Source organism: Longimicrobium sp., assembly GCF_036399255.1.
Classification (GTDB): domain Bacteria; phylum Gemmatimonadota; class Gemmatimonadetes; order Longimicrobiales; family Longimicrobiaceae; genus Longimicrobium.
On record NZ_DASWNM010000139.1, the window covers coordinates 1 to 22439 of the forward strand.

At 70.3% G+C, this 22439-nt stretch carries 22 protein-coding genes and 1 other RNA gene; 17 read left to right on the forward strand and 6 right to left on the reverse strand.

Annotation, left to right across the window (positions count from 1 at the left end):
- The first annotated feature begins 484 nt into the window (after positions 1-484).
- Entirely contained in the window at positions 485-1066 is a 582-nt protein-coding gene (locus VGC13_RS25685) for an NUDIX hydrolase (RefSeq protein WP_331128176.1), read from the forward strand.
- A 270-nt stretch (positions 1067-1336) separates the two neighbouring features.
- A complete protein-coding gene (locus VGC13_RS25690; RefSeq protein WP_331128177.1) occupies positions 1337-1975 on the forward strand; it encodes a sigma-70 family RNA polymerase sigma factor in 639 nt (212 codons plus the stop codon).
- A gap of 337 nt (positions 1976-2312) precedes the next feature.
- On the opposite strand, the gene VGC13_RS25695 is transcribed toward VGC13_RS25690, so the two are convergent.
- Positions 2313-2918, reverse strand: a complete 606-nt coding sequence (locus VGC13_RS25695) for an outer membrane protein (RefSeq protein ID WP_331128178.1) — start codon at positions 2916-2918, stop codon at positions 2313-2315.
- Positions 2919-3357: 439 nt separating this feature from the next.
- On the opposite strand from VGC13_RS25695, the gene VGC13_RS25700 reads away from it, so the two are divergent.
- The 5 genes from VGC13_RS25700 (at position 3358) to VGC13_RS25720 (ending at position 9212) form a co-directional block, all read left to right on the forward strand.
- Entirely contained in the window at positions 3358-3999 is a 642-nt protein-coding gene (locus tag VGC13_RS25700) for a zf-HC2 domain-containing protein (protein ID WP_331128179.1), read from the forward strand.
- Complete coding sequence (gene holA, locus VGC13_RS25705; RefSeq protein ID WP_331128180.1) at positions 4000-5016, forward strand: DNA polymerase III subunit delta; 1017 nt, start codon at positions 4000-4002, stop codon at positions 5014-5016.
- A gap of 463 nt (positions 5017-5479) precedes the next feature.
- Positions 5480-6478: a tRNA dihydrouridine synthase DusB gene (gene dusB, locus VGC13_RS25710; protein ID WP_331128181.1), complete on the forward strand. Its 999-nt coding sequence runs from the start codon at positions 5480-5482 to the stop codon at positions 6476-6478.
- Positions 6475-7236 (forward strand): nickel pincer cofactor biosynthesis protein LarB, encoded by a 762-nt coding sequence (gene larB, locus VGC13_RS25715; RefSeq protein WP_331128182.1) that lies wholly within the window; start codon positions 6475-6477, stop codon positions 7234-7236. The genes dusB and larB overlap by 4 nt, the downstream gene beginning before the upstream one ends.
- A gap of 116 nt (positions 7237-7352) precedes the next feature.
- Entirely contained in the window at positions 7353-9212 is a 1860-nt protein-coding gene (locus VGC13_RS25720; RefSeq protein WP_331128183.1) for a sensor domain-containing diguanylate cyclase, read from the forward strand.
- A 279-nt stretch (positions 9213-9491) separates the two neighbouring features.
- Here the strand turns inward: VGC13_RS25720 and VGC13_RS25725 are convergent, their stop codons facing one another.
- Positions 9492-10061: a hypothetical protein gene (locus VGC13_RS25725; RefSeq protein ID WP_331128184.1), complete on the reverse strand. Its 570-nt coding sequence runs from the start codon at positions 10059-10061 to the stop codon at positions 9492-9494.
- 282 nt (positions 10062-10343) lie between these two features.
- On the opposite strand from VGC13_RS25725, the gene ssrA reads away from it, so the two are divergent.
- Together ssrA and VGC13_RS25735 are read left to right on the forward strand one after the other, a co-directional pair.
- Positions 10344-10719: a transfer-messenger RNA gene (gene ssrA / locus VGC13_RS25730) on the forward strand.
- 168 nt (positions 10720-10887) lie between these two features.
- Positions 10888-11103, forward strand: coding sequence for a hypothetical protein (locus VGC13_RS25735; RefSeq protein ID WP_331128185.1), 216 nt, complete (start codon positions 10888-10890; stop codon positions 11101-11103).
- A gap of 193 nt (positions 11104-11296) precedes the next feature.
- Here the strand turns inward: VGC13_RS25735 and VGC13_RS25740 are convergent, their stop codons facing one another.
- Positions 11297-12628 carry a hemolysin family protein gene (locus VGC13_RS25740; RefSeq protein WP_331128186.1) on the reverse strand — a complete coding sequence of 444 codons (1332 nt, stop codon included), beginning with the start codon at positions 12626-12628 and terminating at the stop codon, positions 11297-11299.
- Positions 12629-13022: 394 nt separating this feature from the next.
- Between VGC13_RS25740 and VGC13_RS25745 the strand changes: the two genes are divergently transcribed.
- The 3 genes from VGC13_RS25745 to VGC13_RS25755 all read left to right on the forward strand — a co-directional run bounded on the left by VGC13_RS25745 (position 13023) and on the right by VGC13_RS25755 (position 15139).
- Positions 13023-13352 (forward strand): hypothetical protein, encoded by a 330-nt coding sequence (locus VGC13_RS25745; protein WP_331128187.1) that lies wholly within the window; start codon positions 13023-13025, stop codon positions 13350-13352.
- A 94-nt stretch (positions 13353-13446) separates the two neighbouring features.
- A complete protein-coding gene (locus tag VGC13_RS25750; RefSeq protein ID WP_331128188.1) occupies positions 13447-14289 on the forward strand; it encodes a zinc metalloprotease HtpX in 843 nt (280 codons plus the stop codon).
- A gap of 76 nt (positions 14290-14365) precedes the next feature.
- Positions 14366-15139: a TerC family protein gene (locus VGC13_RS25755; protein ID WP_331128189.1), complete on the forward strand. Its 774-nt coding sequence runs from the start codon at positions 14366-14368 to the stop codon at positions 15137-15139.
- Positions 15140-15228: 89 nt separating this feature from the next.
- Here VGC13_RS25755 and VGC13_RS25760 read toward each other — a convergent pair whose 3' ends face one another.
- Both VGC13_RS25760 and VGC13_RS25765 read right to left on the reverse strand, forming a co-directional pair.
- On the reverse strand, positions 15229-15663 hold the full coding sequence (locus VGC13_RS25760) for a helix-turn-helix transcriptional regulator (RefSeq protein ID WP_331128190.1): 435 nt from the start codon (positions 15661-15663) through the stop codon (positions 15229-15231).
- Positions 15663-16034: a type II toxin-antitoxin system RelE/ParE family toxin gene (locus tag VGC13_RS25765; protein ID WP_331128191.1), complete on the reverse strand. Its 372-nt coding sequence runs from the start codon at positions 16032-16034 to the stop codon at positions 15663-15665. Before VGC13_RS25765 ends, VGC13_RS25760 begins: the two co-directional genes overlap by 1 nt.
- A gap of 315 nt (positions 16035-16349) precedes the next feature.
- Here VGC13_RS25765 and ffh point away from each other — a divergent pair, with 315 nt between their 5' ends.
- From ffh to rplS, 5 genes are all read left to right on the forward strand, one after another.
- On the forward strand, positions 16350-17717 hold the full coding sequence (gene ffh, locus VGC13_RS25770) for a signal recognition particle protein (RefSeq protein ID WP_331128192.1): 1368 nt from the start codon (positions 16350-16352) through the stop codon (positions 17715-17717).
- Between the two features lie 151 nt (positions 17718-17868).
- A complete protein-coding gene (gene rpsP, locus VGC13_RS25775; protein WP_331128193.1) occupies positions 17869-18537 on the forward strand; it encodes a 30S ribosomal protein S16 in 669 nt (222 codons plus the stop codon).
- Positions 18538-18558: 21 nt separating this feature from the next.
- Positions 18559-19098: a ribosome maturation factor RimM gene (gene rimM / locus VGC13_RS25780; RefSeq protein ID WP_331128194.1), complete on the forward strand. Its 540-nt coding sequence runs from the start codon at positions 18559-18561 to the stop codon at positions 19096-19098.
- Positions 19095-19799, forward strand: a complete 705-nt coding sequence (trmD, locus tag VGC13_RS25785) for a tRNA (guanosine(37)-N1)-methyltransferase TrmD (protein ID WP_331128195.1) — start codon at positions 19095-19097, stop codon at positions 19797-19799. Before rimM ends, trmD begins: the two co-directional genes overlap by 4 nt.
- Positions 19800-19877: 78 nt before the next feature.
- Positions 19878-20228, forward strand: a complete 351-nt coding sequence (rplS, locus tag VGC13_RS25790; protein WP_331128196.1) for a 50S ribosomal protein L19 — start codon at positions 19878-19880, stop codon at positions 20226-20228.
- A gap of 475 nt (positions 20229-20703) precedes the next feature.
- Here rplS and VGC13_RS25795 read toward each other — a convergent pair whose 3' ends face one another.
- Complete coding sequence (locus tag VGC13_RS25795; RefSeq protein WP_331128197.1) at positions 20704-22164, reverse strand: HAMP domain-containing sensor histidine kinase; 1461 nt, start codon at positions 22162-22164, stop codon at positions 20704-20706.
- Positions 22165-22439 lie beyond the last annotated feature (275 nt).

Sequence of the window (22439 nt, forward strand, 5' to 3'; positions counted from 1 at the left end):
CGGAGTTTTCTCGTGCCGTTTCCTTGCGTTCGGCGCGATTCGGATGACACGCTTCATCGTCGGATACCCAACCTCCCCCAGCAGTTTTGGGGGAGGTGCGAGCCTAAGCGAGCGGAGGGGGCGCCGCGGACGTAGCGGGATGCCTGCCGCCGTGAGAGCGAACTTCCAACCTCCCCCAGCAGTTTTGGGGGAGGTGCGAGCTTAAGCGAGCGGAGGGGGGCACCCCGCCGACGCAGCGTGATGCAGGCCGCCGTGAGAGCGAACTTTCCAACCTCCCCCAGCAGTTTTGGGGGAGGTGCGAGCCTAGGCGAGCGGAGGGGGCGCCCCGCGGACGCAGCGTGATGCAGGCCGACGTAACCGCTTCCGTCTGCCTTCCGCGTCCCGGATGAGGCCAACTCCGGAATTAGGATCGCGTTAGTGCACCGCCGGACCAATTGTACCCGGCGTGTTGATCATCCATCTTCCATCCACGGACACACCGACGATGAGCGATTCCCACACGCCGAGCCCGGGGACCGAGCCGGGCCTGATCGAGCGCAGGCCGGTGCACCGGGGCCGCATCGTGGACCTGGGGGTGGACACGGTCCGCTACCCCGACGGCTCCACGGGCGAGCTGGAGATGGTTCGCCACTCGGGCGCGGCGGCGGTGCTGCCGGTGCTGAGCGACCCGGACGGGCCCGACCCGCAGCTCGTCCTGATCCGGCAGTACCGCTACGCCACCGACGGCTGGCTGTACGAAGTTCCCGCCGGGCGCCCCGACCGTCCCGGCGAGCCGTGGGACGAATGCGCGCGCCGCGAGCTGCGTGAAGAAACGGGGCTGGAGGCCGGCACGCTGCGGCCGCTGACCTCCATCTGGACCACCCCCGGCTTTACGGACGAGCGCATTCACCTGTTCATGGCCACGGACCTCACCGCGGGCCAGACCGAGTTCGACGCGGACGAGTTCGTCGAGACGGTGACGGTGCCGCTTTCCGAGGCGCTGCGGATGGTGCGCGACGGCGAGATCAGCGACGGAAAGACCATCTGCACGCTGCTGTACGCGGCGGGGTTCGTGTTCGGAAGGTAGGGCGCGGGGCGTCAGACGCGGGGCCGGATGGGCGTTCTACCGGCAGCAGCGCACGCGCGGTTCCACAAAACGGTGTCACTTTCTCTCGCCGCCGTCCTCACGGGGGGACAGCACGAGAAGCGGGGCGGCGGGGCGGGTGCGAAGAAAGCGTAGCAACCATGCGGGATTTCGGCGCATCCAACCCCTACGGAGACCGGGGAACGGCACCTGCCTTTCCTTCGGTACGACAGCCGGCCCCGGGTTCAAATCCCCCCAGCAAGGTTCCAGGCCATGTTCCAGGTTTTCGCGAAGGATCGGCAATCGGCGCAGCAGCGCACGCCGCGCGAGGCGCTCAAGCAGCTGGACGACAGCGGCGTGGTGGCCGCGCACCTGGCGGGCAACCGCCTGGCGTTCGGAGAGCTGGTGGAGCGGTACCAGAACCGTCTGCTGAACTTCATCTACCGCACCACCGGCGACCGCGAGCGCGCCGAGGACCTGGTGCAGGAGACGTTCATCCGGGTGTACCGGCACCTGCACCGCTTCGACCAGACCAAGAAGTTCTCGACCTGGATCTACACCATCTCGTCGAACCTGGCCAAGAACGAGCTGCGCAACCGGTCGCGCAACCCGCTGGTGCTGTTCCAGACGCTGATGAAGAACCGGGACAACGACACGCGCCCGCTGGAGTGGGAAGACAACACCTACCGGCCGGACGACCTGTTCCGCAAGCGCCACCTCAAGAGCCAGGTCGACGCGGCCGTGGACCAGCTGCCGGAGCACCACCGCACCGTCTTCATCCTCCGCGAGATGGAGGGCAAGACGTACGAGGAGATCGCCGAGATCACGGCGACCAACCTGGGCACGGTCAAGAGCCGGCTGAACCGGGCGCGCAACAACTTCGCCCAGCTCATCGCGCCGGTGCTGGACTGACGGATCTTCCCGTCGGGGGGCGGGACGCGGAACGGGGGCGGGGCCTTTGCGGCCCGCCCCCGTTCTTTCTTTTGCCACCCGCGTTCCTTGCGACTCCGCACGGGAGCCATGGCTTCCTGGGGGCGCGCACCACGTGCAGCCGGATGCCGCACCCCCGCCCGCGCGCGACCGAAGGACCTGCTTCTCCGTACGCAGGGGCCGGCTTCACGGTGTGAAGCCGGCCCCTCCGCTCTGCCGCCAGATCCCCCGGTCGGCGCCAGGGCACGTCGTACCAACCGGTCGCGGAGCGGCGCCTCCCTCGGGATGCGGGTTGCGGGGAGGAGCCGGTCGCCCGCGTCTACAGCCGGAACGCCAGGCCGATGCCGAACACGACGTACGAAACCGTGACGCTGTCGTCGTCGAACTCCTCGAGCTCGTCGAACGAGGCGTCGTGCGAGCGGTAGCGCACGCTGGGGGTCACGCTGAGGTTGGGGCCCAGCGCCGCCGAAAGGCCGATGCCCGCCTCGAAGCCGATGCCGGCGTCGGACTCGATCTCGACCGACGTTCCTTCGTCGCTCGCGCCGATCTCCAGCGTGTTGTAGATGGCGCCCGCCTCGACGAACGGCGTGATGCTGGGATATGCCGCCACGGGGATGTTGAGCGCGAGCCCGGCGCGGAAGCCCGCGTCCGTGGCGTCGGCCTCCACGTCGCCCGCGTCTTCGTCGTCGATCCCGAACGTGTACGTTTCCCACCCCGCGTACACACCCACCATGGGGGTCACCATCGCCTTGACGTTGCCGCCGAAGCCGAACCCGTTGTCCAGGACGTCTTCGTCGTTCCATTCACCGGTGGGAATGGCGAAGCCGCCGCGGGCCTCCAGCACGAACCGCGGCGTCTGCGCCTCCGCCGCCTGCGCGGTGGCCAGCACCGCGGCCGCGATGGCGAAAACCTTGATCGAGCGCATGCAATCTTCTCCGGATGTGGGGATGGGGTGCGGGGCGCGCACGTTCGCCCCCGCGCGCAGATGCCGCCGCGAAGTGCGCGGACATCAGCAGGTCAGTGCGTGTCGGGTGGAGGGGCGGCCCGGACCGGGCCCGGGGCAGGCGTGGGAACCGCGATGGGCCGCACGGTAGGCGTCATTCATGTGCAAGTCAAGGCTGATCGTCGTCCGGCGGATGAGGCGCAGGGCGGCCGTATCGCGGATCGGCACCGTTCGGCGGTGTCCCAGGGCCGAAGCGGGGCAGGGGATCGGGGGCCCGCGCCCCTTTCTTTTTTGCCGCGGGGGACGCATCGTGCTGCACGGCCGGCGTCCACGCCGGTGGACGCGTGTGTCCACCGGACGCGGCGGGTGTGGAACCCTGACACGCCCCGCGCGTACAACGCAGCCCAGGCAACGAACGAGCGTGCCCGGACCACGATCCACCGGTTCCACCAGCGGCGCAGGCGAGCAGATGATGGACTGCGACACCTTCCTGGACGGCTACTCCGACTTTCGCGACGGGATGCTCGCGCCGCCGGAGCGCGTGGCGTTCGAGGCGCACCTGCGGGACTGTGCGTCCTGCGCGCGCTACGACCGCGTGGTGGCCGGGGGCGTGAAGGTGCTGCGCGACCTTCCCGAGCTGACGGTTGCCGACGACTTCATGGACCGGCTGCAGCACCGCCTGTGGCACGAGCAGGACGACATGGCCGCCGCCCGCGCGCGCCGCGCCCGGGGCCGGCCCGGCCGCCAGGCGGCCACGGCGGCGGTCGCCGCGGCGGCCTCGGTGGCGGCGGTGGCGCTGGTGCCGGGCGTGTACGCGCGCATGGCGCCCACGGTGACCATGCTGCCCACCGCCGCGGCCAGCGCGCCGGCGCAGCAGACCCCGTACCGCCTTGCGGTGGACGACGGCGGCGCGGGGCAGGGCGCGGGCCTGGTGGCGCGGCTGGAAGAGGTGGGGGTCGAGGTGTATCCCATGCCCTACGGCGACGTGCTGTACCACGCGGCCTCCACGGCGGCGGTGTCGCCGTACGGCGACGTGCTGCGCCACGGCGTGGCCGCGGAGTAAATGCCGCCCATTCGCCCCGGGCAGCTGGACCGCACCCTGCGCGACCGCGTCGCGGGGGGTGCGTTCTTCTTTTACGGCGACGAGGACTTTCTCCGCGAGCAGGCGGTGGACCAGGTGGTCGCCGCCTACCTGGACCCCGCCACCCGCGACTTCAACTTCGACCAGCTGCGCGGCGGCGACGTGACGGCCGACGACCTGGCTTCCATCGTCGCCACGCCGCCGATGATGGCGGAGCACCGCGTGGTGGTGGTGCGCGACGCGCAGGGCCTGTCCGTCAAGGCGCGCGAAGTGGTGGAGGCGGTGTCGAAGGCGCCCGATCCCGGGCTCATCCTGGTCGTCTCCGCGTCCATCCCCTCCGCGTCCAAGGCCAAGTTCTACGACGAGCTGAAGAAGCGCGCCGTCTCGGTGGAGTACGGCCAGCTGTCGCAGGACGACGCGCCGGGGTGGGTGATGGAGACGGCGCGCGAGGAACTGGGGGTGGAGGTGGACCCCGAGGCCGCGCGGGCGCTGGTGGGCGGCATCGGGGTTGACCTGGGGCACCTGGGGTCGGAGCTGCGCAAGCTGGCGGCGTACGCGCAGGACCGGAAGCGCGTGACGCTGGACGACGTGCGCGCCGTGGGCGGCATCGTCCCCCGCCAGGACCGCTGGGCCTGGTTCGACATGATCTCGGAGCGGCGCTTTCGCGAGGCGCTGGAGACCCTGCCCATCCTGCTGGAGTCGGGGGAGAACGGCGTGGGGCTGGTGATCGGGATGGGCGGGCAGCTGCTGAAGGTGGCGCTCGTCTGCGCGGGCGGGCAGCAGGCGCTGGAGCGCGAGCTGAAGCCGTTTCAGAAGTGGATGGCGCGCCGCATCGTCCCCGTGGCGCGCAAGTGGACGCTGCCGGAGGTTGACCAGGCGCTGGCGGAGCTGCTGCGCACCGACCGCCTGCTCAAGTCCGCCTCCCTGAACGACCGCCAGGCCATCGAAGAGCTGCTGCTGCGCCTATGGGCCATCGGCCGCACCCAGGCCGCGGCGTAGGCCCTGCGGATCGGAGGCTGTAAACGCGACCCTCTCTCGTGCAAACGGGAGAGGGTTTTTCGTAAAGTGCGGGAGCAACGCTTTCCCAGCAGCGGGTTTACCCGCCCATCGGGGGCCGCACTGCCCGCGGGGGCCCTCACCCGCTCGCTCAGGCTCGCACCCTCTCCCGCAAGCGGACCCCGTAAGCGGGGAGGGTATAAACATCGCAAAAACCTGTGGTGCGTTTCGGTCGAATCGTCGCGGCATGTTCCCGATGCGCCGGCCCCTGACGACCCGAGCAGGTGAAGCCCCGTTCGGCGAGCGCAGCGAGCCGGGACGGGGCTTATGGCCCTTCCAGCCGCGGGTTTCAACCCGTGGCCGCCCGTGGCGCCGGGGACGCGCGCCGCACCTCGCCGACGCGCACGCGTGCCCATCCACCCCTCGCCGGTTGAACGCGTCCGGCGCAGACGTGTATATTGCCGCCATGTCCAGCACCAACGCACTCGACCTGCTTCGCGGCGAAACCGTGCCGCTGTACCTGGCGCCCCAGGCGGGCGTCAGCGAATCGCCGTTCCGCCGCCTGTGCCGCCAGTTCGGCGCCGACGTGGTGGTGTCGGAGTTCGTGTCGGCCGAAGGCATTCGCCGGCACGACCGCCGCACGCACACCTACCTGCGCTTCAAGGACGAAGAGCGCCCCATCGGCATCCAGATCTTCGGCGCCGAGCCGGAGGCCATGGCCGAGGCCGCGCGCCTGGTGGAAGAGGTGTACGAGCCGGACTTCCTGGACATCAACTTCGGCTGCCCGGTCAAGAAGGTGGTGAACCGCAACGGCGGCAGCGGCTGCCTGCGCGACCTGGACCTGGTGCAGTCCATCATCCGCGCGGTGAAGGGGGCCATCAGCATCCCCACCACGGTCAAGATCCGAAGCGGGTTCACGGAGGATACCCGGAACCCCGTGGAGATCGCCCTGCGCTGCCAGGACGCCGGCGCCGAGTCGCTGACGCTGCACGCCCGCACGCGCACGCAGATGTACAGCGGCGTGGCCAACTGGGACGAGATCGCGGCGGTCAAGGCGGCGCTCGACATTCCCGTCATCGGCAACGGCGACGTGTGGACGGGCGAGGACGCCAAGCGGATGCACGACCACACGGGCTGCGACGGCATCATGATCGCCCGCGGCAGCCACGGCGCGCCCTGGCTGTTCGGGCAGGCGCGCGCGGCGCTGGAGGGGCGGCCCATCCCCCCGGACCCGGATCCCGCGGAGCGCTTCCGCATCGTCATCGAGCACGCGCGGCTGGCCATTGCCTGGGAGGACGACGAGGAAAAGGCGATGATCGAGTTCCGCAAGCACCTGGGGTGGTACACCAAGGGGCTGCCCAACGGGCGGTTCCTGCGCCAGGAGCTGTTCGCCGTGACGCGGCTGGCGGACGCGGAGCGGCAGCTGGAAGGGTACCTGGCGCAGTACGAGGGAGTGCCCGCTTGACCCCCGAGCGCCTGCGCGCCCTGCTGGCGGAGGTCGCGAGCGGATCGGTGGCGGTGGACGAGGCGGAGCGGCGGCTGGCGTGGGCGCCCGTGGAGGATCTCGATTTCGCCCGCGTGGACCACCACCGCGCGCTGCGGCAGGGCTTTCCCGAGGTCGTCTTCGGTGCCGGGAAGACGCCGGAGCAGCTGGTCGCCATCGTCCAGCGCATCGCGGCGCGGGGGGACGGCGTGCTGGCCACGCGCGTGGCGCCCGAGGCCGAGGTGCCGCTGCGGGCCGCGCTGCCGGGGATCCGGATCGATCCGCTGGGGCGCACGGCGTGGCTGCCCTCCGCGGAGCCGGTCGAGCGGAAGACGCGCGGCTCCGTCCTGATCGTCACCGCGGGGACCAGCGACCTGCCGGTGGCGGAAGAGGCGGCGGTGACGGCGCGGGCGTTCGGCAACCCGGTGGAGCGGCTGACGGACGTGGGCGTGGCCGGCATCCACCGCGTCCTGGCCGCGCGCGACGTGCTGGCCTCCGCCGCCGTCGTCATCGTGGTCGCCGGGATGGAGGGCGCGCTGCCCTCCGTGGTCGGCGGGCTGGTCTCCGCGCCCGTGATCGCCGTGCCCACCAGCGTGGGATACGGGGCCGCGTTCGGCGGGCTTTCGGCGCTGCTGGGGATGCTGAACTCCTGCGCGCAGGGCGTTACCGTGGTCAACATCGACAACGGCTTCGGCGCCGCGGCCGCCGCCTCGCGCATCAACCTTCTTCCGCCGTCCTGACGATCTTACACCGCGACCGCGCATCCGCCCTGCCGCTCGCCGCGTCCGCGCTGGCCTACGCCGCCGCGCAGCTCGCCGCGCCCCGGCTGGCGTGGTGGGGCGCGGCGCTGGCCGTCGTGGTCCTCCTGGGCCTGCACGTCTGGACGCACCGCATCCACGGCAAAGAGGCCGCCTCCGTCGCGGCGCTCTGGCCTCCGCTGCACCTGCTGATCATCGCCACCGGCTCGCTGGCCTCGCCCCTCGCCCCGCTGGCGGCGGGGTGGGTGGGCGTATTCTCCCGCCGCGCGCCGCCCAAGTCCCTCCTCCCCGCCGCCGCGATCGTCGCGGTCCTGGGGATCGTGGCGGATTCGGTGGATGGGACGCTGCCGGCGTGGACGCTGGTGCTGCGCTGGGTGCTTCTGATCGCGGTCGGCGCGGGGCTGGCGTCGCTGGTGGCGGGCGGATCCGCCGCGCGGCCGCGGGGAAAGACGGCGCCGGTGGAGCCCGCGGACCCGCAGCCCCGCCGCGCCGGGGGCGAGGCGACGGATTCGGAGGCGGTGGAGACGGCGCTGGCCACGGTGATGCGCGCCACGGACGCCCACGAGGCGGCGCTCTGGCGCGCGGAGGGGGAAGGGGAGGAGCGGACGGCGGCGCTGCTGTCGCGCGTGGCGGCGCCGGACGTGGACGTGCCCGAGTCGCCCGTGGCGCTGGCCGGGCACCCGTTCGCCTGGGCGATCGACGAGCGGCTGCCGCAGCGCATCGAGAAGGGAAAGCGGAGCCTGCCTTCGCCGTGGGCGGCGGAGATGCTGCTGGTGCCGGTGGAGGTGGACCAGCGGGTGATGGTGCTGGCGCTGGCGTATCCGGGGATGGTGCCGCCGGGCGCCGAGACGGCGGCGGCGCGCTCCGGCCATCACCTGGGCACACTGCTGGGGCTGCTGCGCGCGCGGCAGGCCGTCCGCCGCGCGGAGGCGGGGATGCGCGCGGTGGCGGACGCGGTGCGCGTGCTTCCCGGTGAGCTGGAGCTGGACAAGTTCGCGGCGCAGCTGGCCGCCGCCATCCGCCAGGGCACCGGCGCGGCCGGCGCCGGCGTGGCGATGGTGACGGACGAGTCCGGGCGCGGCAAGGTGCTGCACGTCTCCGGTGACTCCATCCCCATGGACGCGGAGGGCTTTGGCGAGGGCGAGTCGCGGCTGGCGCTGGCGGTAAAGCACGGCGTTGAGCTGCACCACGCGGACCTGCGCCGCGAGCGCGACCGCATGCCGCTGCTGACCGCCGCCGAGCGGTGGGAGACGCCGCCGCGCTCCGCGGCCCTTCTGCCGCTGATGCTGGACGGACGCGCGATGGGCGCCGTAGCCGTCTGGCACCCGGAGCCCGGCCGGCTGGGGGAGCGGGAGATGGAGATCGCGCGGATGCTGTGCTCCGTCGCGCCCCTGCCGATGCGGAGCGCGCGGCGGTTCGAGGCGCTGGACCAGCGCGCATCCACCGACCCGCTGACGGGGCTGCCCAACCGCAGCACCTTCGACGCGCGGCTGGCGTCGCTTTCGGGCTACTACGACCGGTACGCGCGGCCGTTCAGCGTGGTGGCGCTGGACGTGGACTTCTTCAAGAAGTTCAACGACACCTGGGGGCACGAGGCGGGCGACCGCGTTCTGCAGCACGTGGCCGAGCTGCTGAAGGCCACGGTTCGCGACGTGGACCTGCCCGCGCGGCTGGGGGGCGAGGAGTTCGTGGTGCTGCTGCCGGAGACCACGCTGGGGCAGGCGGCCGAGGCGGCGGAGCGCATTCGCCGCACACTGGAGACGCGCGCCGTCCTCTGGAACGGACAGCGGCTGTCCGTCACCGCGTCGCTGGGGGTGAGCGCCTGCCCCGACTGCACCGCGACGCCAGCGGAGGTGATGGGCCAGGCCGACGCCGCGCTCTACCGCGCCAAGGACGCCGGCCGCAACTGCGTCGCCGTCGCGCCGCGCCTGGAAAAGCCGGTCGGCGCGGAGCCGTAAAGAAGATGGGCCTCACACGGAGTCAACGGAGTTGACGGAGTCAAGGCTTCTCGGTCACTCCGCCGTCTGCTGTGACATGATGTCAGATCCTGAAAAAGAATGATCGTACAGAGGAACAGAGTCAGACAGAGAAAGCGAGCTGAAATATCATCTTCGTCCTCTGTCTGACTCTGTTCCTCTGTACCTGTGAAGTGTTGTTTTCCCGGATTCGGTATGAAACAACGAAAGGAGGGAGGATGCGGCTGCATCCTCCCTCCTTCTTTTTACCGACGACAGGGGTTAGAACGAGATGTTCAGGCCCACGCCGGCGGTGACGTAGGTGACGTCGAACTCACGGTCGCCCAGCAGGCCCTCCAGCTCCGTGCTGTAGCGGCGGAAGCCGATGCCGGGAGTCAGGCGCACGTTCTGGGCGATGCCCAGGGCCACGCCGCCGCCCACCTCGAAGCCCACCTCTTCGTCGATGCCGTCTTCCACGCCGCCCAGCTCCAGCGTGTGGAACACCGCGCCCGCGCCGATCCACGGGGCCACGCGCGCCGTGCCGCCGGGGATGGCGGCCGTCAGGCCCACCGAAAAGCCGCTGTCCTCCGCCTGCGGCTCTTCGTCGTCCAGCAGCCCCACGCCAAAGCGGGTGTTGCTGTAGCTGCCGTACAGCGCCAGACCCGGGCGCAGGCCCAGCGACGCGCCCGCGCTCCAGCCCGCGCCCTCGTCCACCACGTCGTCGAAGTCGCCCGTGGGAACGGCGTAGTCCAGGCGGCCCTCCACCGAAAGCGGAATCCCCATCTGCGCGTTCGCCTGCACCGCCGACGCCGAGATCGCCGCCAGAACCGCCACAAACACTGTAGTCTTCATCAGTCTGCTCCAGGATACGAGAATGCAGGCCACCGGCCTTCGATGGCCCGCAGGCCTGTCATCAGGCAAGCGCCATGCCGTAAATGGTGTGTTTGCAACGACTTGCGTATTCTGGAGGTATGAGCGGCGTTCACCGCTTCGGGCGGGGCACGCGCATTGCGACGATGGAAGGGCAGAGGGGAGCGTGGCAGGCGGAGCGGGTGTAAGTCGTTGCCGGGCAAGAGGATTGACAGGATGCCCCAACGGTTGTAAGTTAGAGGCGTCGGTTGAAAACACGGGTTTGGGGCTGTCAAGGTTTCGACGTGTATGGTGAAGCCGTGGCTGCGTGCCGAGGTCCTCGGATACCTCGTAAAACCTCCGGGAAACTAGTAACCGCGAACGATAACTTCGCTCTGGCTGCGTAAGTAGAGACCTTCTAGGTTTCCTTACCTCCCGTCTTCCGGTCAGCCCCGCCTGAGGCGGGCCGGCGGGCGTCATCAAATTCTGGCTGGCCTGCGTTTGGCGCCGTGACGGCGCAGGCGAGATTTGCACGGCTGGTTCGCGAGGGGCTTCCCACTGGCCGATGAGCGGACGAGGAGAAAAGAACAGGGGGATACGCACGTAGACGCCGCGAGGGATCTGTAGGCGGACGCGGGTTCGATTCCCGCCAGCTCCACTGTGAAAAGGCCGGGCTCAGCATCCATTGCTGGGCCCGGCCTTTTTGCGTTCTCCATCCTGCCTGCAACCACCTTCTCCCGACCGCTTCCCGGCGCAAAAGGGTACGTCACTTGCAACGGTGCTCCGGCTCAAGTCGTTGTCGTGCAAACACTTCGCCGGAGGGAAGAGGATGCTGAAGGTGACACGCGGACTTCGAAGCGGGTTCTTTGGCGCGCTGACGGTGGCGGCGCTGGGGTTCGGGACCACGCAGGCGCTCGCCGCGCCCGCGGCCCCCGCGGACGCGCAGGTGTGCAATCCGCAGGTGTGCAACCGCATCTGCCAGTCGATCCCCGGCAGCATCGGCGGCTTCTGCACGTCGGACGGCAGCTGCCAGTGCTACATCTGACGCGCTGCTGATTGGATGACGATGAGGCCGTGCCGGGACCCCCTCCCGGCGCGGCCTCAATCGTGACCCCGTCCATTCTTCCCGATCCTCGTGCCCCGACGAAACGCGGAACTTCGGCCAGCAGCAACGGCATCCGGCCCGCCGTTGCCGGCTGTTCCCTGTTCCCTATTCCCTATTCCCTACCAAGCTCTTTTCAGTCGTCGCCGTCGCGCCCCTGGTGCGCGCGGCGGTCCGGGATGGGCGCCACCAGCACCTTGTCGATGCGGTTTCCGTCCATGTCCACCACCTCCACCCGGTAGCCGTTGGTGTCGAAGTGCTCGCCGGGGCGCGGCACGTGGCCCAGGGTGGTGAACACCCATCCGCCCAGCGTGCGGTACTCGCGCAGCTCGTGGCGCCGGTCCTCCAGGTCCAGGAGCTCGCGGAACTCCTCCATCGACAGGGCCCCGTCCACCAGCAGCGACCCGTCGTCGCGGCGCACCACGGGCGCCGGCGCGGGCGCGTTGCCGCGGCCCATCTCGCCCGAGATCTCTTCCAGCACGTCGTTCAGCGTCACGATGCCTTCCGTGCCGCCGTACTCGTTCACCACCAGCGCCAGGTGCACGCCCGTCTCGCGGAACTGCTCCAGCACGTGCAGCGCCCGCGTGCTCTCGGGGATGAACAGCGGCTCGCGCAGCAGCGCCCGCAGGTCGTCCACCCGCTTGCCGCTGAGCTCCGCCGCCCACAGGTCCTTTACGTCCACCATCCCCAGCACCTGGTCCAGCGCGCCCTGGCAGACCAGGTAGCGCGAGAAGCGGTGCTCCACCATGGTGGCGCGGTGCTCCTCCACGCTGGCCTCCACGTCCAGCCAGACGATGCGGTGCCGCGGGGTCATCAGCGAGACCACGCGCTGGTCGCCCAGCCAGAACACCCGCTCCACCAGGTCCTGCTCCTCCTCCTCGAACACCCCCGCCTGCGTTCCCTGCTCCAGCAGCACCGCGATCTCGGCCTCCGTCACCGGCGACTCTTCGGGCTTGCGGATGCGCAGCATGCGCAGCACCAGCTGCGTGGAGGTGGTCAGCAGCCACACCAGCGGCCGGGCCACCCGCGACACCACGTCCATGGGCCCCGCCACCAGCGCCGCGATGCGCTCGGGGTGGTTCAGCCCGATCTGCTTGGGCACCAGCTCGCCCACGATCAGCGACAGGTAGGTGATGCCCAGCACCACGATGCCCAGCGAGAGCGGGCGCGCGTACTCGGCGACGGTGGGAAAGCGGACCAGGTACGCCGCCAGCGGCTCCGCGATGGCCGCGCCGCCGAACGCGCCGGCCAGCGTGCCGACGAGCGTGATCCCCACCTGCACCGTGGCCAGGAAGCGCTCCGGGTTCTCGGCCAGGATCAGCGCCCGCCGCGCCGCGTGGTCGCCGTCCTCGGCGCGCTGCTGCAGCCGCGACTTGCGCGACGAGACCACGGCGATCTCGCTCATGGCGAACACGCCGTTGGCCACCAGCAGCAGCAGTACGATCACGACCTCGGTGCCGATCCCCATCCCATCCTCTTGTTGAAGTGCGTGAGTGCGTTAGTGCGGTAGTGCGTGAGTGGGTTGATCCGCGGTTCCGCAGTTCACTTCCGCACTGACGCACTTCCGCACTCACGCACTGCTGTTCGGGCGTGTCCCTCCGCTGCGCTCCGGGCCGGGCTGCGCGCGCCGTAGGCAACGATACGACTGTTGCCAACGGCGCCGAGCCCCCGGCGCTCACCATCCTCTGCGCGTTTCCGCCGCGCTCGTGCATGCGCGCCGGGTTCTCGGCCCTGCGGGCGCGCATCCCTCACGCAACTGCACGGCGTTGCTGCAAGCTACGCGCTTGGCGCGCACGGCGCATCGTCATGCACTCCGCGGGCGCCGCTGTACGGGTGCGCCGTGTGTGCGTAGATTTCGTGCCGTGACCAACTCGCGTACGTGGACCCGGCCCCGTTTTCTCCTGGCGCTGCTGCTCGTGGCGCTGGTGGCCGGGGCCGTTCCCATGCGCGCGCCGGCCTCCCGGCGCGACAAGTCGCCCGGCGCCGCCGCCTGGCGCGCCGCCGCGGCGCGTCCCGTGTCGCCGCGCCCGGACGCCGATCCCACCGGCTTTCCGCCGCTCCTGGCCCTCGCGCCGGAGCTGCTTCCGCTCCCCGTCCTGGTCCGTGCGGACGCGCCCCGCGTGGCGCGCGCCGCATCGCCGGCCGCCGCGCCGGCCCGCTCGCCGCTTCCGCGCGCCCCGCCCGTCGCGTAGCCGTCCATCGCACGTTCTGCCGTCCGCCCGTACGGGGACGGACGCCGGCCGCACCGCGCGCCCGGCGTGACGACGCTACGCACCATCAAAAGGAATGAACAACGTCAAAGTCTTCGGGCTGATGGCGCTGCTCACGGCGCTGTTCGCGGCCGTGGGCGGAGCCATCGGCGGCAGCAGCGGCATCGTGATCGCCCTGCTGCTGGCCGGCGCCATGAACCTGTTCGCGTACTGGAACTCCGCCAGCATGGTGCTGCGGATGTACGGCGCGCAGACGATCACCCCCGAATCCGCGCCCGCGCTGTTCGAGATGGTGGACCGCCTGCGCACCCGCGCCGGCCTTCCCATGCCGACCGTCGCCGTGGCGCCGCACGCGCAGCCCAACGCCTTCGCCACCGGCCGCAATCCGCAGAACGCCGTGGTCTGCGTGACGGAGGGGCTGATGCAGCTGGTGACCACGGAAGAGCTGGAAGGGGTGATCGCGCACGAGCTGGCGCACATCAAGAACCGCGACATGCTGCTGCAGACGTTCACGGCCACCCTGGCCGGCGCCATCAGCTCGCTGGGGCAGATGGCCCTATGGAGCAGCCTGTTCGGCGGGGGTGACGACGAGGAGGGCGGCGGAAACCCGCTGGTGATGGCGCTCGTCGCGCCCATCGCCGCCGGGCTGGTGCAGATGGCCATCAGCCGCCAGCGCGAGTTCAAGGCCGACGCCGTGGGCGCGGAGATCTGCGGGCGGCCCTTGGCGCTGGCGGGCGCGCTGCGCAAGCTGGACGCGGAGGCGCACCGCATTCCCATGCAGGTGTCGCCCGCCGTGGCACCGCTGGCGCAGGTCAATCCGCTCTCCGCGTTCGGCGGCGGAATGGCGCGCATGTTCAGCACCCATCCGCCCACGGAAGAGCGCGTGCGGCGGCTGGAAACCTTGGCGCGCGCCGCCTGACGCATTTGATCCACCATCGCCGCCCGCGTGACCGCGCGGGCGGCAGCCGTCTTCCTCTATCCCGATCGTCCCGACCATGGAGCTGTTTTCCGATCCGCAGGTGTGGATCGCGTTTCTCACCCTGCTGGCGCTTGAGCTGGTGCTGGGGGTGGACAACGTGGTCTTCATCTCCATCCTCGCCGGCAAGCTGCCGCCGGAGCAGCGCAAGCGCGCCCGCCAGGTGGGGCTCAGCCTGGCGCTCATCACGCGCCTCCTGCTGCTGTTCTCGCTCTCCTGGATCATCAAGCTGACGGCCCCGCTGTTCGAGATGTTCAACCACCCCGTCAGCGGGCGCGACCTCATCCTGCTGCTGGGCGGCCTGTTTTTGATGGGCAAGGCCACCCACGAGATGCACAACCGCCTGGAGGGCGACGAGGGGCACGCGAGCGCCAGGGTGCCGCCGTCGTTCACGGGGGTGATCGTGCAGATCCTGCTGCTGGACGTGGTGTTCTCGCTGGACAGCGTGATCACCGCGGTGGGGATGGTGGAGCAGATCGAGGTGATGATCGCCGCCGTGATCATCGCGGTGGTGGTGATGCTGGTGTCCGCCGGCGCCATCAGCGACTTCGTGGAGCGGCACCCCACGGTAAAGATGCTGGCGCTCTCGTTCCTGCTGCTGATCGGCGTGACGCTGGTGGCGGACGGCCTGGGGCACCACATCCCCAAGGGCTACATCTACTTCGCGATGGGGTTCTCCGTCTTCGTGGAGGTGCTGAACCTGCGCGCCCGCGCCAGGAGCAAGCCCGTCCATCTGCGCGAGGCGTACGTGGAAGAGCCCGCTGCCCCCGCGGCGACGCCTACGCGTGCGTGAGTGCGTGAGTGCGTGAGTGCGTTAGTGCGTGAGAAGGGGGCGGATCGTGCGATCCGCCCCCTTTTATTCTGCAGTGCCGCGGACAACAGTCAGGCAACTTTGCGGCGGCGTTTGGGCGCCGCGCGCTCTGGTTCTGCGTCTGCTTCGTCCAGCAGGCCAAGCGCGCGCCGCCGGCGCGGGCTCCAGGTTGCGACGTGCGCTGCCACCACGGCACGCGCGTTGGCCATCACGGCCTCGTCCGGCTCGGCCAGCAGGCGGGAGGCGGTCACGCCCAGCGCGAACGCGACGCGCGAGATGGTGAGCAGCGTGGGATTGGCCTCGTCGCGCTCGATGTCGGCGATGCGGGGCTGCTTCATCTTCGCCGCCTCGGCGAGCTGCTGCTGCGTCATCCCCTTCGTCTCGCGCAGGCTCCAGACGTTCAGCGCCAGGTTGCTGAACGGCCTTCCGACGGCGTGCGCGGCCGCGTACGCCGGGTCGCGGAGGTTCTCGGCCATGTACTCGTCCCACGTCCTGTCGCCCTCCATCATTCGCCTCCCTTTCTCTGCTGTTCCAGCCACGCCATCCTGCGTCCAGCAGCGCGCTCGACCTCCGTGTCCAGTCGCAGCTTTTTCTGCATCACCGACTTGGAGGCGCAAGTGGTGAGCACCACCAGCCGGGGGGAGCGCCCCGGCGCAAGAAAGAACAGGATCCGGAAAGCCGCCCCCCTGCCGAGGATGCGGAACTCGTAGATCCCGTCTCGCAGGTGCTTCACGCTCAGGTCCGCCACCGCGGCGCTCCAGCCCTTCCGGGCGAGGGAGATCAGCTTGCGGTCGATGCGATCGCGCTCTTTCCTGGCGAGCGCCCGCACTTCGGCCATATACCAGACCGTCGGTACGACTTCCAGAAGGTCACTCATCAACCCGCCCTAGTTTATTCGTTTTAGCGTATTGCGCAAGGGTAGCGCGAGCAGGAGGTGGGCAGAGTGAACAAGGGTAGTGGTGAGGCTGCGCAACCGCTACGGGACTGAATCAGCCACAGGCGAGCGAGTGCGTGCGGCAGTTGGCGCGGTCGGCGCGATGGGAGGGAAGGGGAGCAGCAGAGGGCGGAAAATGCGGGCGGAGGGTTGTCCAGGCCGCGCAAATGGGATAAGTTGTTGGGCTTTGCATCTCCCGCTCGGCCGGGGCCACCGGCTGGGGCGGCGTTTCGGCTTATCCCGAACGGCGGCGCTCAGGTGTTCGACCAGCTAAGCGACAAGCTCGAAGGCGTACTGTCCGGCCTGCGGCAGCGCGGCGTGCTCACGGAGCCCATGATTCGCGAGGGGCTGCGCGAGGTTCGCCGCGTGCTGCTCGAAGCGGACGTGAACTTCCAGGTCACGCGCGACTTCATGAAGCGCGTGGAAGAGAAGTCGCTGGGCGAGCGCGTGCTCAAGTCGGTGTCTCCCGGCCAGCAGCTCGTGAAGATCGTTCACGAGGAGCTGACGGCCATGCTGGGCGAAAAGAAGTCGCCGCTGGCGCTGGCCCCCATTCCACCCACGATCATCATGATGGTGGGGCTGCAGGGCTCGGGTAAGACGACCACCGCCGGCAAGATCGCGCGCCGGATGAAGCGCGAGATGCGGCAGACGCGCCTGGTGGCCTGCGACGTCTACCGGCCCGCCGCCGTGGAGCAGCTGCAGACGCTGGGCGAGCAGGTGGGCGTGCCGGTCTACGCCGAGCCGGGATCGAAGGACGTGGTGGGCATCGCCCGGCGCGCGCTGGAGCTGGCGCGCAGCGAGCGCGACCGCGTGGTCATCTTCGACACGGCGGGCCGGCTGCAGATCGACGAGGAGCTGATGGACGAGCTGAAGCGCCTGAAGGAGGTGCTGAAGCCCCACGAGATCCTTTTCGTGGCGGACGGGATGATCGGCCAGGAGTCGGTGAACGTGGCCAAGGGCTTCGACGAGGCCCTGGACGTGAGCGGCGTGGTGCTGACCAAGATGGACGGCGACGCCCGCGGCGGCGCGGCCCTCAGCATCTTCGGCGTCACCGGCAAGCCCATCAAGTTCCTGGGCGTGGGCGAAAAGCTGGACGGGCTCGAGGAGTTTGCCCCTGACCGCATGGCCGGCCGCATCCTTCAGCAGGGCGACGTGATCGCGCTGGTGGAAAAGGCGCAGCGCTCGTTCGACCAGGACGAGGCGGCGAAGCTCGAGCGCAAGATGATGGGCACCGGCCGGTTCGATCTGGAAGACTTCCTGATCGCGCTGCGCCAGATGCAGAACCTGGGTCCGCTGGAGAACCTGCTGAAGCTGGTGCCGGGCGTGAACAGCAAGATGCTGAAGAACGTCAAGGTGGACCCGCAGCGGATGAAGCACATCGAGGCGATCATCCTCTCGATGACGAAGCAGGAGCGGAAGCGCCCGGAGATGCTGAACGGCGCGCGCCGCGTCCGCATTTCCCGAGGCAGCGGCCGCCCGGTCAGCGAGATCAACCGTCTCCTGGAGCAGTTCAAGGAGATGCAGAAGTTCATGAAGCAGATGAAGTCGCTGCAGGGGATGATGCCCCGCGGCGGCGGCGGTCTCCCGAAGCTGCCGTTTGGAGGAGGCGGCATGCCGAGGGCGTAGGAGTGCGAAAGTGCGAAAGTGCGTGAGTGCGGAAGTGAACAACTCCCCGCACTCACGCACTGACGCACTCACGCACTTTTCTTTCGATCGTCCGGACGCGGCGCGGAGCCCGTCCCTGGACGCAACCCGATCCACACGAGGAACCAGCACGATGGCACTGAAGATCCGTCTTCGCCGCATGGGCCGTAAGAAGGCCCCGCACTACCGCATCGTCGTCGCCGAGAGCAGCATGCCGCGCGACGGGCGCTTCGTCGCCAAGGTGGGGCACTACAACCCCACCACCCAGCCCGCTACGCTCGTCGTGGACCGGGACAAGGCGCTGCAGTGGATGGCCAAGGGTGCCATGCCCACCGACACGGTGCAGTCGTTGTTCAAGAGCGCGGGCGTCTACGCCCCGGCCCCCAACGTCGTCGAGGAAGCCGCGACGGCGGTGCAGGGCGCGGCCAAGAAGGCCGGCAAGGCCGTTTCCGGCGCGGCCGCGGCCGCGGCGGGCGCGGTGGCTTCGGCCGCCGCCGCCGTGGCGGGTGCGGCGCGCGGCGCGGTGGAGAACGTGTCGGTCAGCGGCGTGGTGGACGCGGCGCGCGACGCGGTGGAGAGCGTGCGTGAGCGGGTAACCGGCGGCGCGGACGCTTCGGCGGACGCGGCGGCCGAGGCGCCGGCCGCTTCGGCGGACGACACCGTGGCGGTGGAGGCCGAGGCCACCGAGCCGACCGCCGAGGCCACCGCCCCGGCGGGCGCCGGCGAGGCGCCGGCCACCGACACGCCGGTTGCCGCCGACGCCGAGGCCACCGAGCCTGCGTCGGACGAGCAGCAGAGCTGATCCGCCCTGTCTGCTGAGCGGATGGCGGAGCCTGCGCCGGAGCACCTGATCGTCGGGACGGTCCAGAAGCCGCACGGCATCAAGGGCGAGCTCTTCGTCCGTCTGGAAACGGACCGTCCGGAGGCGGTGTTCGCCGCCGGGCGCGTCCTGATCCTGGGCGACGAGAAGGGGGCGCTCTCCGGCGAGTCGCTGACGGTGGAGCGGGCCCGCGCCTTCAAGGGCGGAATGCTGGTGAAGGCGGCCGGGCTCACCGAGCGGACGCCGGCGCTGGACGAGCTGCGCGGCCGCACGCTCCTCATCCCCCGCGACCAGGCCGAGGCCCCGGCCGAAGACGAGGTGTTCTACCACGACCTGCTGGGGATGCGGGTGGTGACGGAGGCCGAGGGCGAGGTGGGGGTCGTCGCCGAGGTGTACGACGCGCCGGCGGGGCCCATGCTGAGCGTGCGGCGCGAGCGGGGGAAGGAGCTGCTGGTCCCGTTCGTCCGCGAGATGATCCGCCGCGTCGACCCCGCGGAAAAGGTGCTGGAGCTGGACCTGCCCGCGGGGCTGCTGGACCTGTGACGCTGCGCATCAACGTGGTCACGCTGTTCCCCGACTTCTTTCGGGGGCCGCTGGGGCTGAGCATTCCCGCGCGGGCGGCGGCGGCCGGGCTGGTGACGTACAACCTGGTGCAGCTGCGCGACTTTACCCACGACCGCCACCAGACGGTGGACGACCTGCCCTACGGCGGCGGCGCGGGGATGGTGATGAAGCCGGAGCCCTTCTGGGAAGCGGTGGAGTCGCTGGCGCCGGCGGGGGCGGATCGGCCCCGGGGGCCGATCCTGCTGATGTCGGCGCGGGGACGGCGCTTCGTGCACGACGACGCCGTCCGGCTGAGCCTGCAGGAGGAAGTGACCTTCCTGTGCGGGCACTACAAGGACGTGGACCACCGGGTGGCGGACCACCTGGCCACGGAGGAGCTTTCGCTGGGCGACTTCATCGTCTCCGGCGGCGAGATCCCCGCGCTGGCCATGCTGGACGCCACCGTGCGGCTGCTTCCCGGCGCCATCTCGGACCACGAGAGCGCGTCGACCGACAGCCACTACGACGGCACGCTGAGCGCGCCGTCGTACACCCGGCCCGCGGAGCACCGCGGACACCGGGTGCCCGAAATTCTTCTTTCGGGCGACCATGCCAGAATCGCCGCCTGGCGGCGCGAGCAGGCCGAGCGCCTGACGCGCGAGCGGCGGCCGGAGCTCATGGAGCATCCGGACCACGAGTAGACGTCGGCGCTCGTATGCCGCCCGGTGGCGGCCGGCCCGACCTCTCCACTACGTAGACTTGAAAGGACAACGAGAGCCATGCATCCGTTCATCGAGACCCAGAAGGAATACCTCCGGAGCGACGTTCCGGAGTTTCGCCCCGGCGACACCGTCCGCGTGAACGTGCGCGTCCGCGAGGGCGAGAAGGAGCGCATCCAGGCGTTCGAGGGCGTGTGCATCGCGCGCAAGCACGGCGGCATCCAGGAGACCTTCAAGGTCCGCAAGCTGTCGGGCGGCGTGGGCGTGGAGCGCACCTTTCCGCTGCACTCCCCCATGATCGGCAGCGTGGACGTGGTTCGCTACGGCCGCGTGCGCCGCGCCAAGCTGTACTACCTGCGCGCGCTGCGCGGCAAGGCGGCCCGCATCCGCGAGCGTCGCGTCGCCCGCTGAGCCACGGCTCGAGCGGAATAGATGGCGGGGCGCGTCCACACGGACGCGCCCCGCTTCTTATTTGCTTCAATCCTGGGATCTTCGGAAACACCCGTCATTCTGAGGGAGCGCGCGCCCCGGGCTCCCGGGAAAACCTCTGCTACCAGATCCTGAAAAAGAATCATCGTACAGAGGAACAGAGTCAGACAGAGGCAGCGAGATCATGCTTCCTCTGTTTGACTCTGTTCCTCTGTACCCCAAAGGTGTTGCTTTTCCGGATCTAGTATGAGCCAGTGGGCGCGACCGAAGAAATCTCCATTCCCTCGCGCGGAGCCCCTTTCCGGGCAGCGCCCGCGAACACACCGTGACGGAAAGATCCCGCCGCCCAGATGGAGATTCTTCGGTCGGCGCCAGGCTCTCCGGCGAACGGAGAGCACCGCGCGGCGCCTCCCTCAGAATGACAGGTTGGGCCAGGTCTGGTAAGGCAGATCTGTGTTCAGGCGGATGCGGGCGGCGCCTCGTCTTCGTCGCGCAGGGGGAGCCAGAGGGTGAAGGTGGCGCCCTCGCCCGGGGCGCCGGAGACGTCCAGGTCGCCGCCGAGGAGGCGGGCCACGCGGCGGCTGATCGCCAGCCCCAGGCCGTGGCCCTGGATCTCGGTGCCGTCGTGCAGGCGCGTGAACTCGTCGAAGATCGCCTCCCGCTTCTCCCGCGGGATGCCGGGGCCGGTGTCGGTCACGCGCAGCACGGCCCAGGGGCCGGGGCGCGCGCCGCCGCCGTCCACCTGCTCCGCGCGCACGCTGATGCGGCCGGGGGCCGGCGTGTACTTGATGGCGTTGGAGAGCAGGTTGCCCAGCACCTGCCGCACGCGCGCCGGGTCGGTGTGCAGGCGCAGGGGCTTTCCGGGTGCCGGACACTCCAGCGCGTGGCCGGCGGCGCGCGCGGCGGCGCGGTGGTCCTCGCCGGCCTCGCGGGCAACTCGCGCCAGGTCCACGGGCACCCGCTCCACGTGCAGGCCCCCGCTGTCGGCGCGGGCCAGGTCCAGCAGGTCGGCCAGGATGGCCAGGGCGCTGTCGATGGAGCGGCGGATCCCCACGACGAACTTGGCCTGGTCCGGCGTCAGCTCGCCGCGGATCCCCTCTTCCAGCAGCTGCGCGTAGCCCCGGGCGGCGCCCAGCGGGTTCTTTACGTCGTGGCTCACGCCGCGCAGCAGGTGCGCGCGCGCTTCCGTCGCCCGCGCCGTATCCGCCAGCGCGCGCTCCGCCTGCTCGCCCCGCTGGGTGGCCACGCGCGCCAGCTGGCGGACGCGCCACGAGAGCCACGCCACGGTGGCGGCGGCCAGCAGCGCCAGCGCGCCCAGCCCCACCGTCACCCGCAGGCCGAACCGCTCGGTGCGGCGGATGGCCTCGCGGTTCTGCTGCGCCTCGCGCACCAGCGCGTCGTCCAGCTGGTTTCCCGCCTCCAGCACCTGCTCCGCCAGCCGGAGCTCTTCGCGCGCGGCGGCCAGGGCGGCGACCACGGACACCGGCGCCATCCTGCCGCCCTCGACCGCCACTTCCCTCTGCCACCGCTCCGACAGGGCGCGGAACTGCTCGAACTCCCGCAGCACCTCTCCATCCACGCTCCGGGCGTACGCCTGCAGCTGGGGAAAGTGCTCCTGTTCGTCGCGCCGGGCCTCGCGGTACGCCGAGTCCGCTTCGGGCGCGCCGGTGGTGGAGAGCAGCAGCAGCGCGGTGGCCTCGCGCGCCAGGTCGAACTGAATGCGCCGCACCAGCGTACGCGCCGGGTCCGCCACCTCCTCCACGCGCGACCGCACCTGGTCCACCCGCCGCTGCACCAGGATGGGGACGACGACCAGCGCGGCCAGCGCGACGAGCACGAAGGCGCTCGCCACCTGGCCCATCCACGCGGGGGGCGCCGCCGCGCGGTCGGAGGGCGGAGAGGACGGTCTGGAATCCACAGGCATGCCGGAAGCGGCGCTCAAGGATCGCGCCACGGAGCGGGGTTTCACGCGGACGACGTAGAGAAGAAAACCAGGGACGCCGATGAGGGCTTCATCCGCGTCTCCCCGCCTTCCCTTTCCTGGAGTGGCCACATGGCGCCGCGGAGTGGATGATGCGCATCATTCACGAAGCAAGGAAATTCCTGGTGCGCATGGAGATGGACGGAGCGGCGGCGTTGTGCGGCCGGGCAGATTGTTTTATCCTCCGGTCCGCAATCACTCCGCCCACTTCC

Bases quoted from the DNA above. Each gene is read 5' to 3' on its own strand.
- VGC13_RS25695 (WP_331128178.1), bottom strand. From the start codon at position 2,918: ATGCGCTCGATCAAGGTTTTCGCCATCGCGGCCGCGGTGCTGGCCACC.
- rimM (WP_331128194.1), top strand. From the start codon at position 18,559: ATGGCGGAGCCTGCGCCGGAGCACCTGATCGTCGGGACGGTCCAGAAG.
- VGC13_RS25765 (WP_331128191.1), bottom strand. From the start codon at position 16,034: ATGAGTGACCTTCTGGAAGTCGTACCGACGGTCTGGTATATGGCCGAA.
- holA (WP_331128180.1), top strand. From the start codon at position 4,000: ATGCCGCCCATTCGCCCCGGGCAGCTGGACCGCACCCTGCGCGACCGC.
- VGC13_RS25750 (WP_331128188.1), top strand. From the start codon at position 13,447: ATGAACAACGTCAAAGTCTTCGGGCTGATGGCGCTGCTCACGGCGCTG.
- rpsP (WP_331128193.1), top strand. From the start codon at position 17,869: ATGGCACTGAAGATCCGTCTTCGCCGCATGGGCCGTAAGAAGGCCCCG.
- VGC13_RS25760 (WP_331128190.1), bottom strand. From the start codon at position 15,663: ATGGAGGGCGACAGGACGTGGGACGAGTACATGGCCGAGAACCTCCGC.
- VGC13_RS25685 (WP_331128176.1), top strand. From the start codon at position 485: ATGAGCGATTCCCACACGCCGAGCCCGGGGACCGAGCCGGGCCTGATC.
- VGC13_RS25755 (WP_331128189.1), top strand. From the start codon at position 14,366: ATGGAGCTGTTTTCCGATCCGCAGGTGTGGATCGCGTTTCTCACCCTG.
- dusB (WP_331128181.1), top strand. From the start codon at position 5,480: ATGTCCAGCACCAACGCACTCGACCTGCTTCGCGGCGAAACCGTGCCG.
- rplS (WP_331128196.1), top strand. From the start codon at position 19,878: ATGCATCCGTTCATCGAGACCCAGAAGGAATACCTCCGGAGCGACGTT.
- VGC13_RS25740 (WP_331128186.1), bottom strand. From the start codon at position 12,628: ATGGGGATCGGCACCGAGGTCGTGATCGTACTGCTGCTGCTGGTGGCC.
- VGC13_RS25690 (WP_331128177.1), top strand. From the start codon at position 1,337: ATGTTCCAGGTTTTCGCGAAGGATCGGCAATCGGCGCAGCAGCGCACG.
- VGC13_RS25725 (WP_331128184.1), bottom strand. From the start codon at position 10,061: ATGAAGACTACAGTGTTTGTGGCGGTTCTGGCGGCGATCTCGGCGTCG.
- VGC13_RS25735 (WP_331128185.1), top strand. From the start codon at position 10,888: ATGCTGAAGGTGACACGCGGACTTCGAAGCGGGTTCTTTGGCGCGCTG.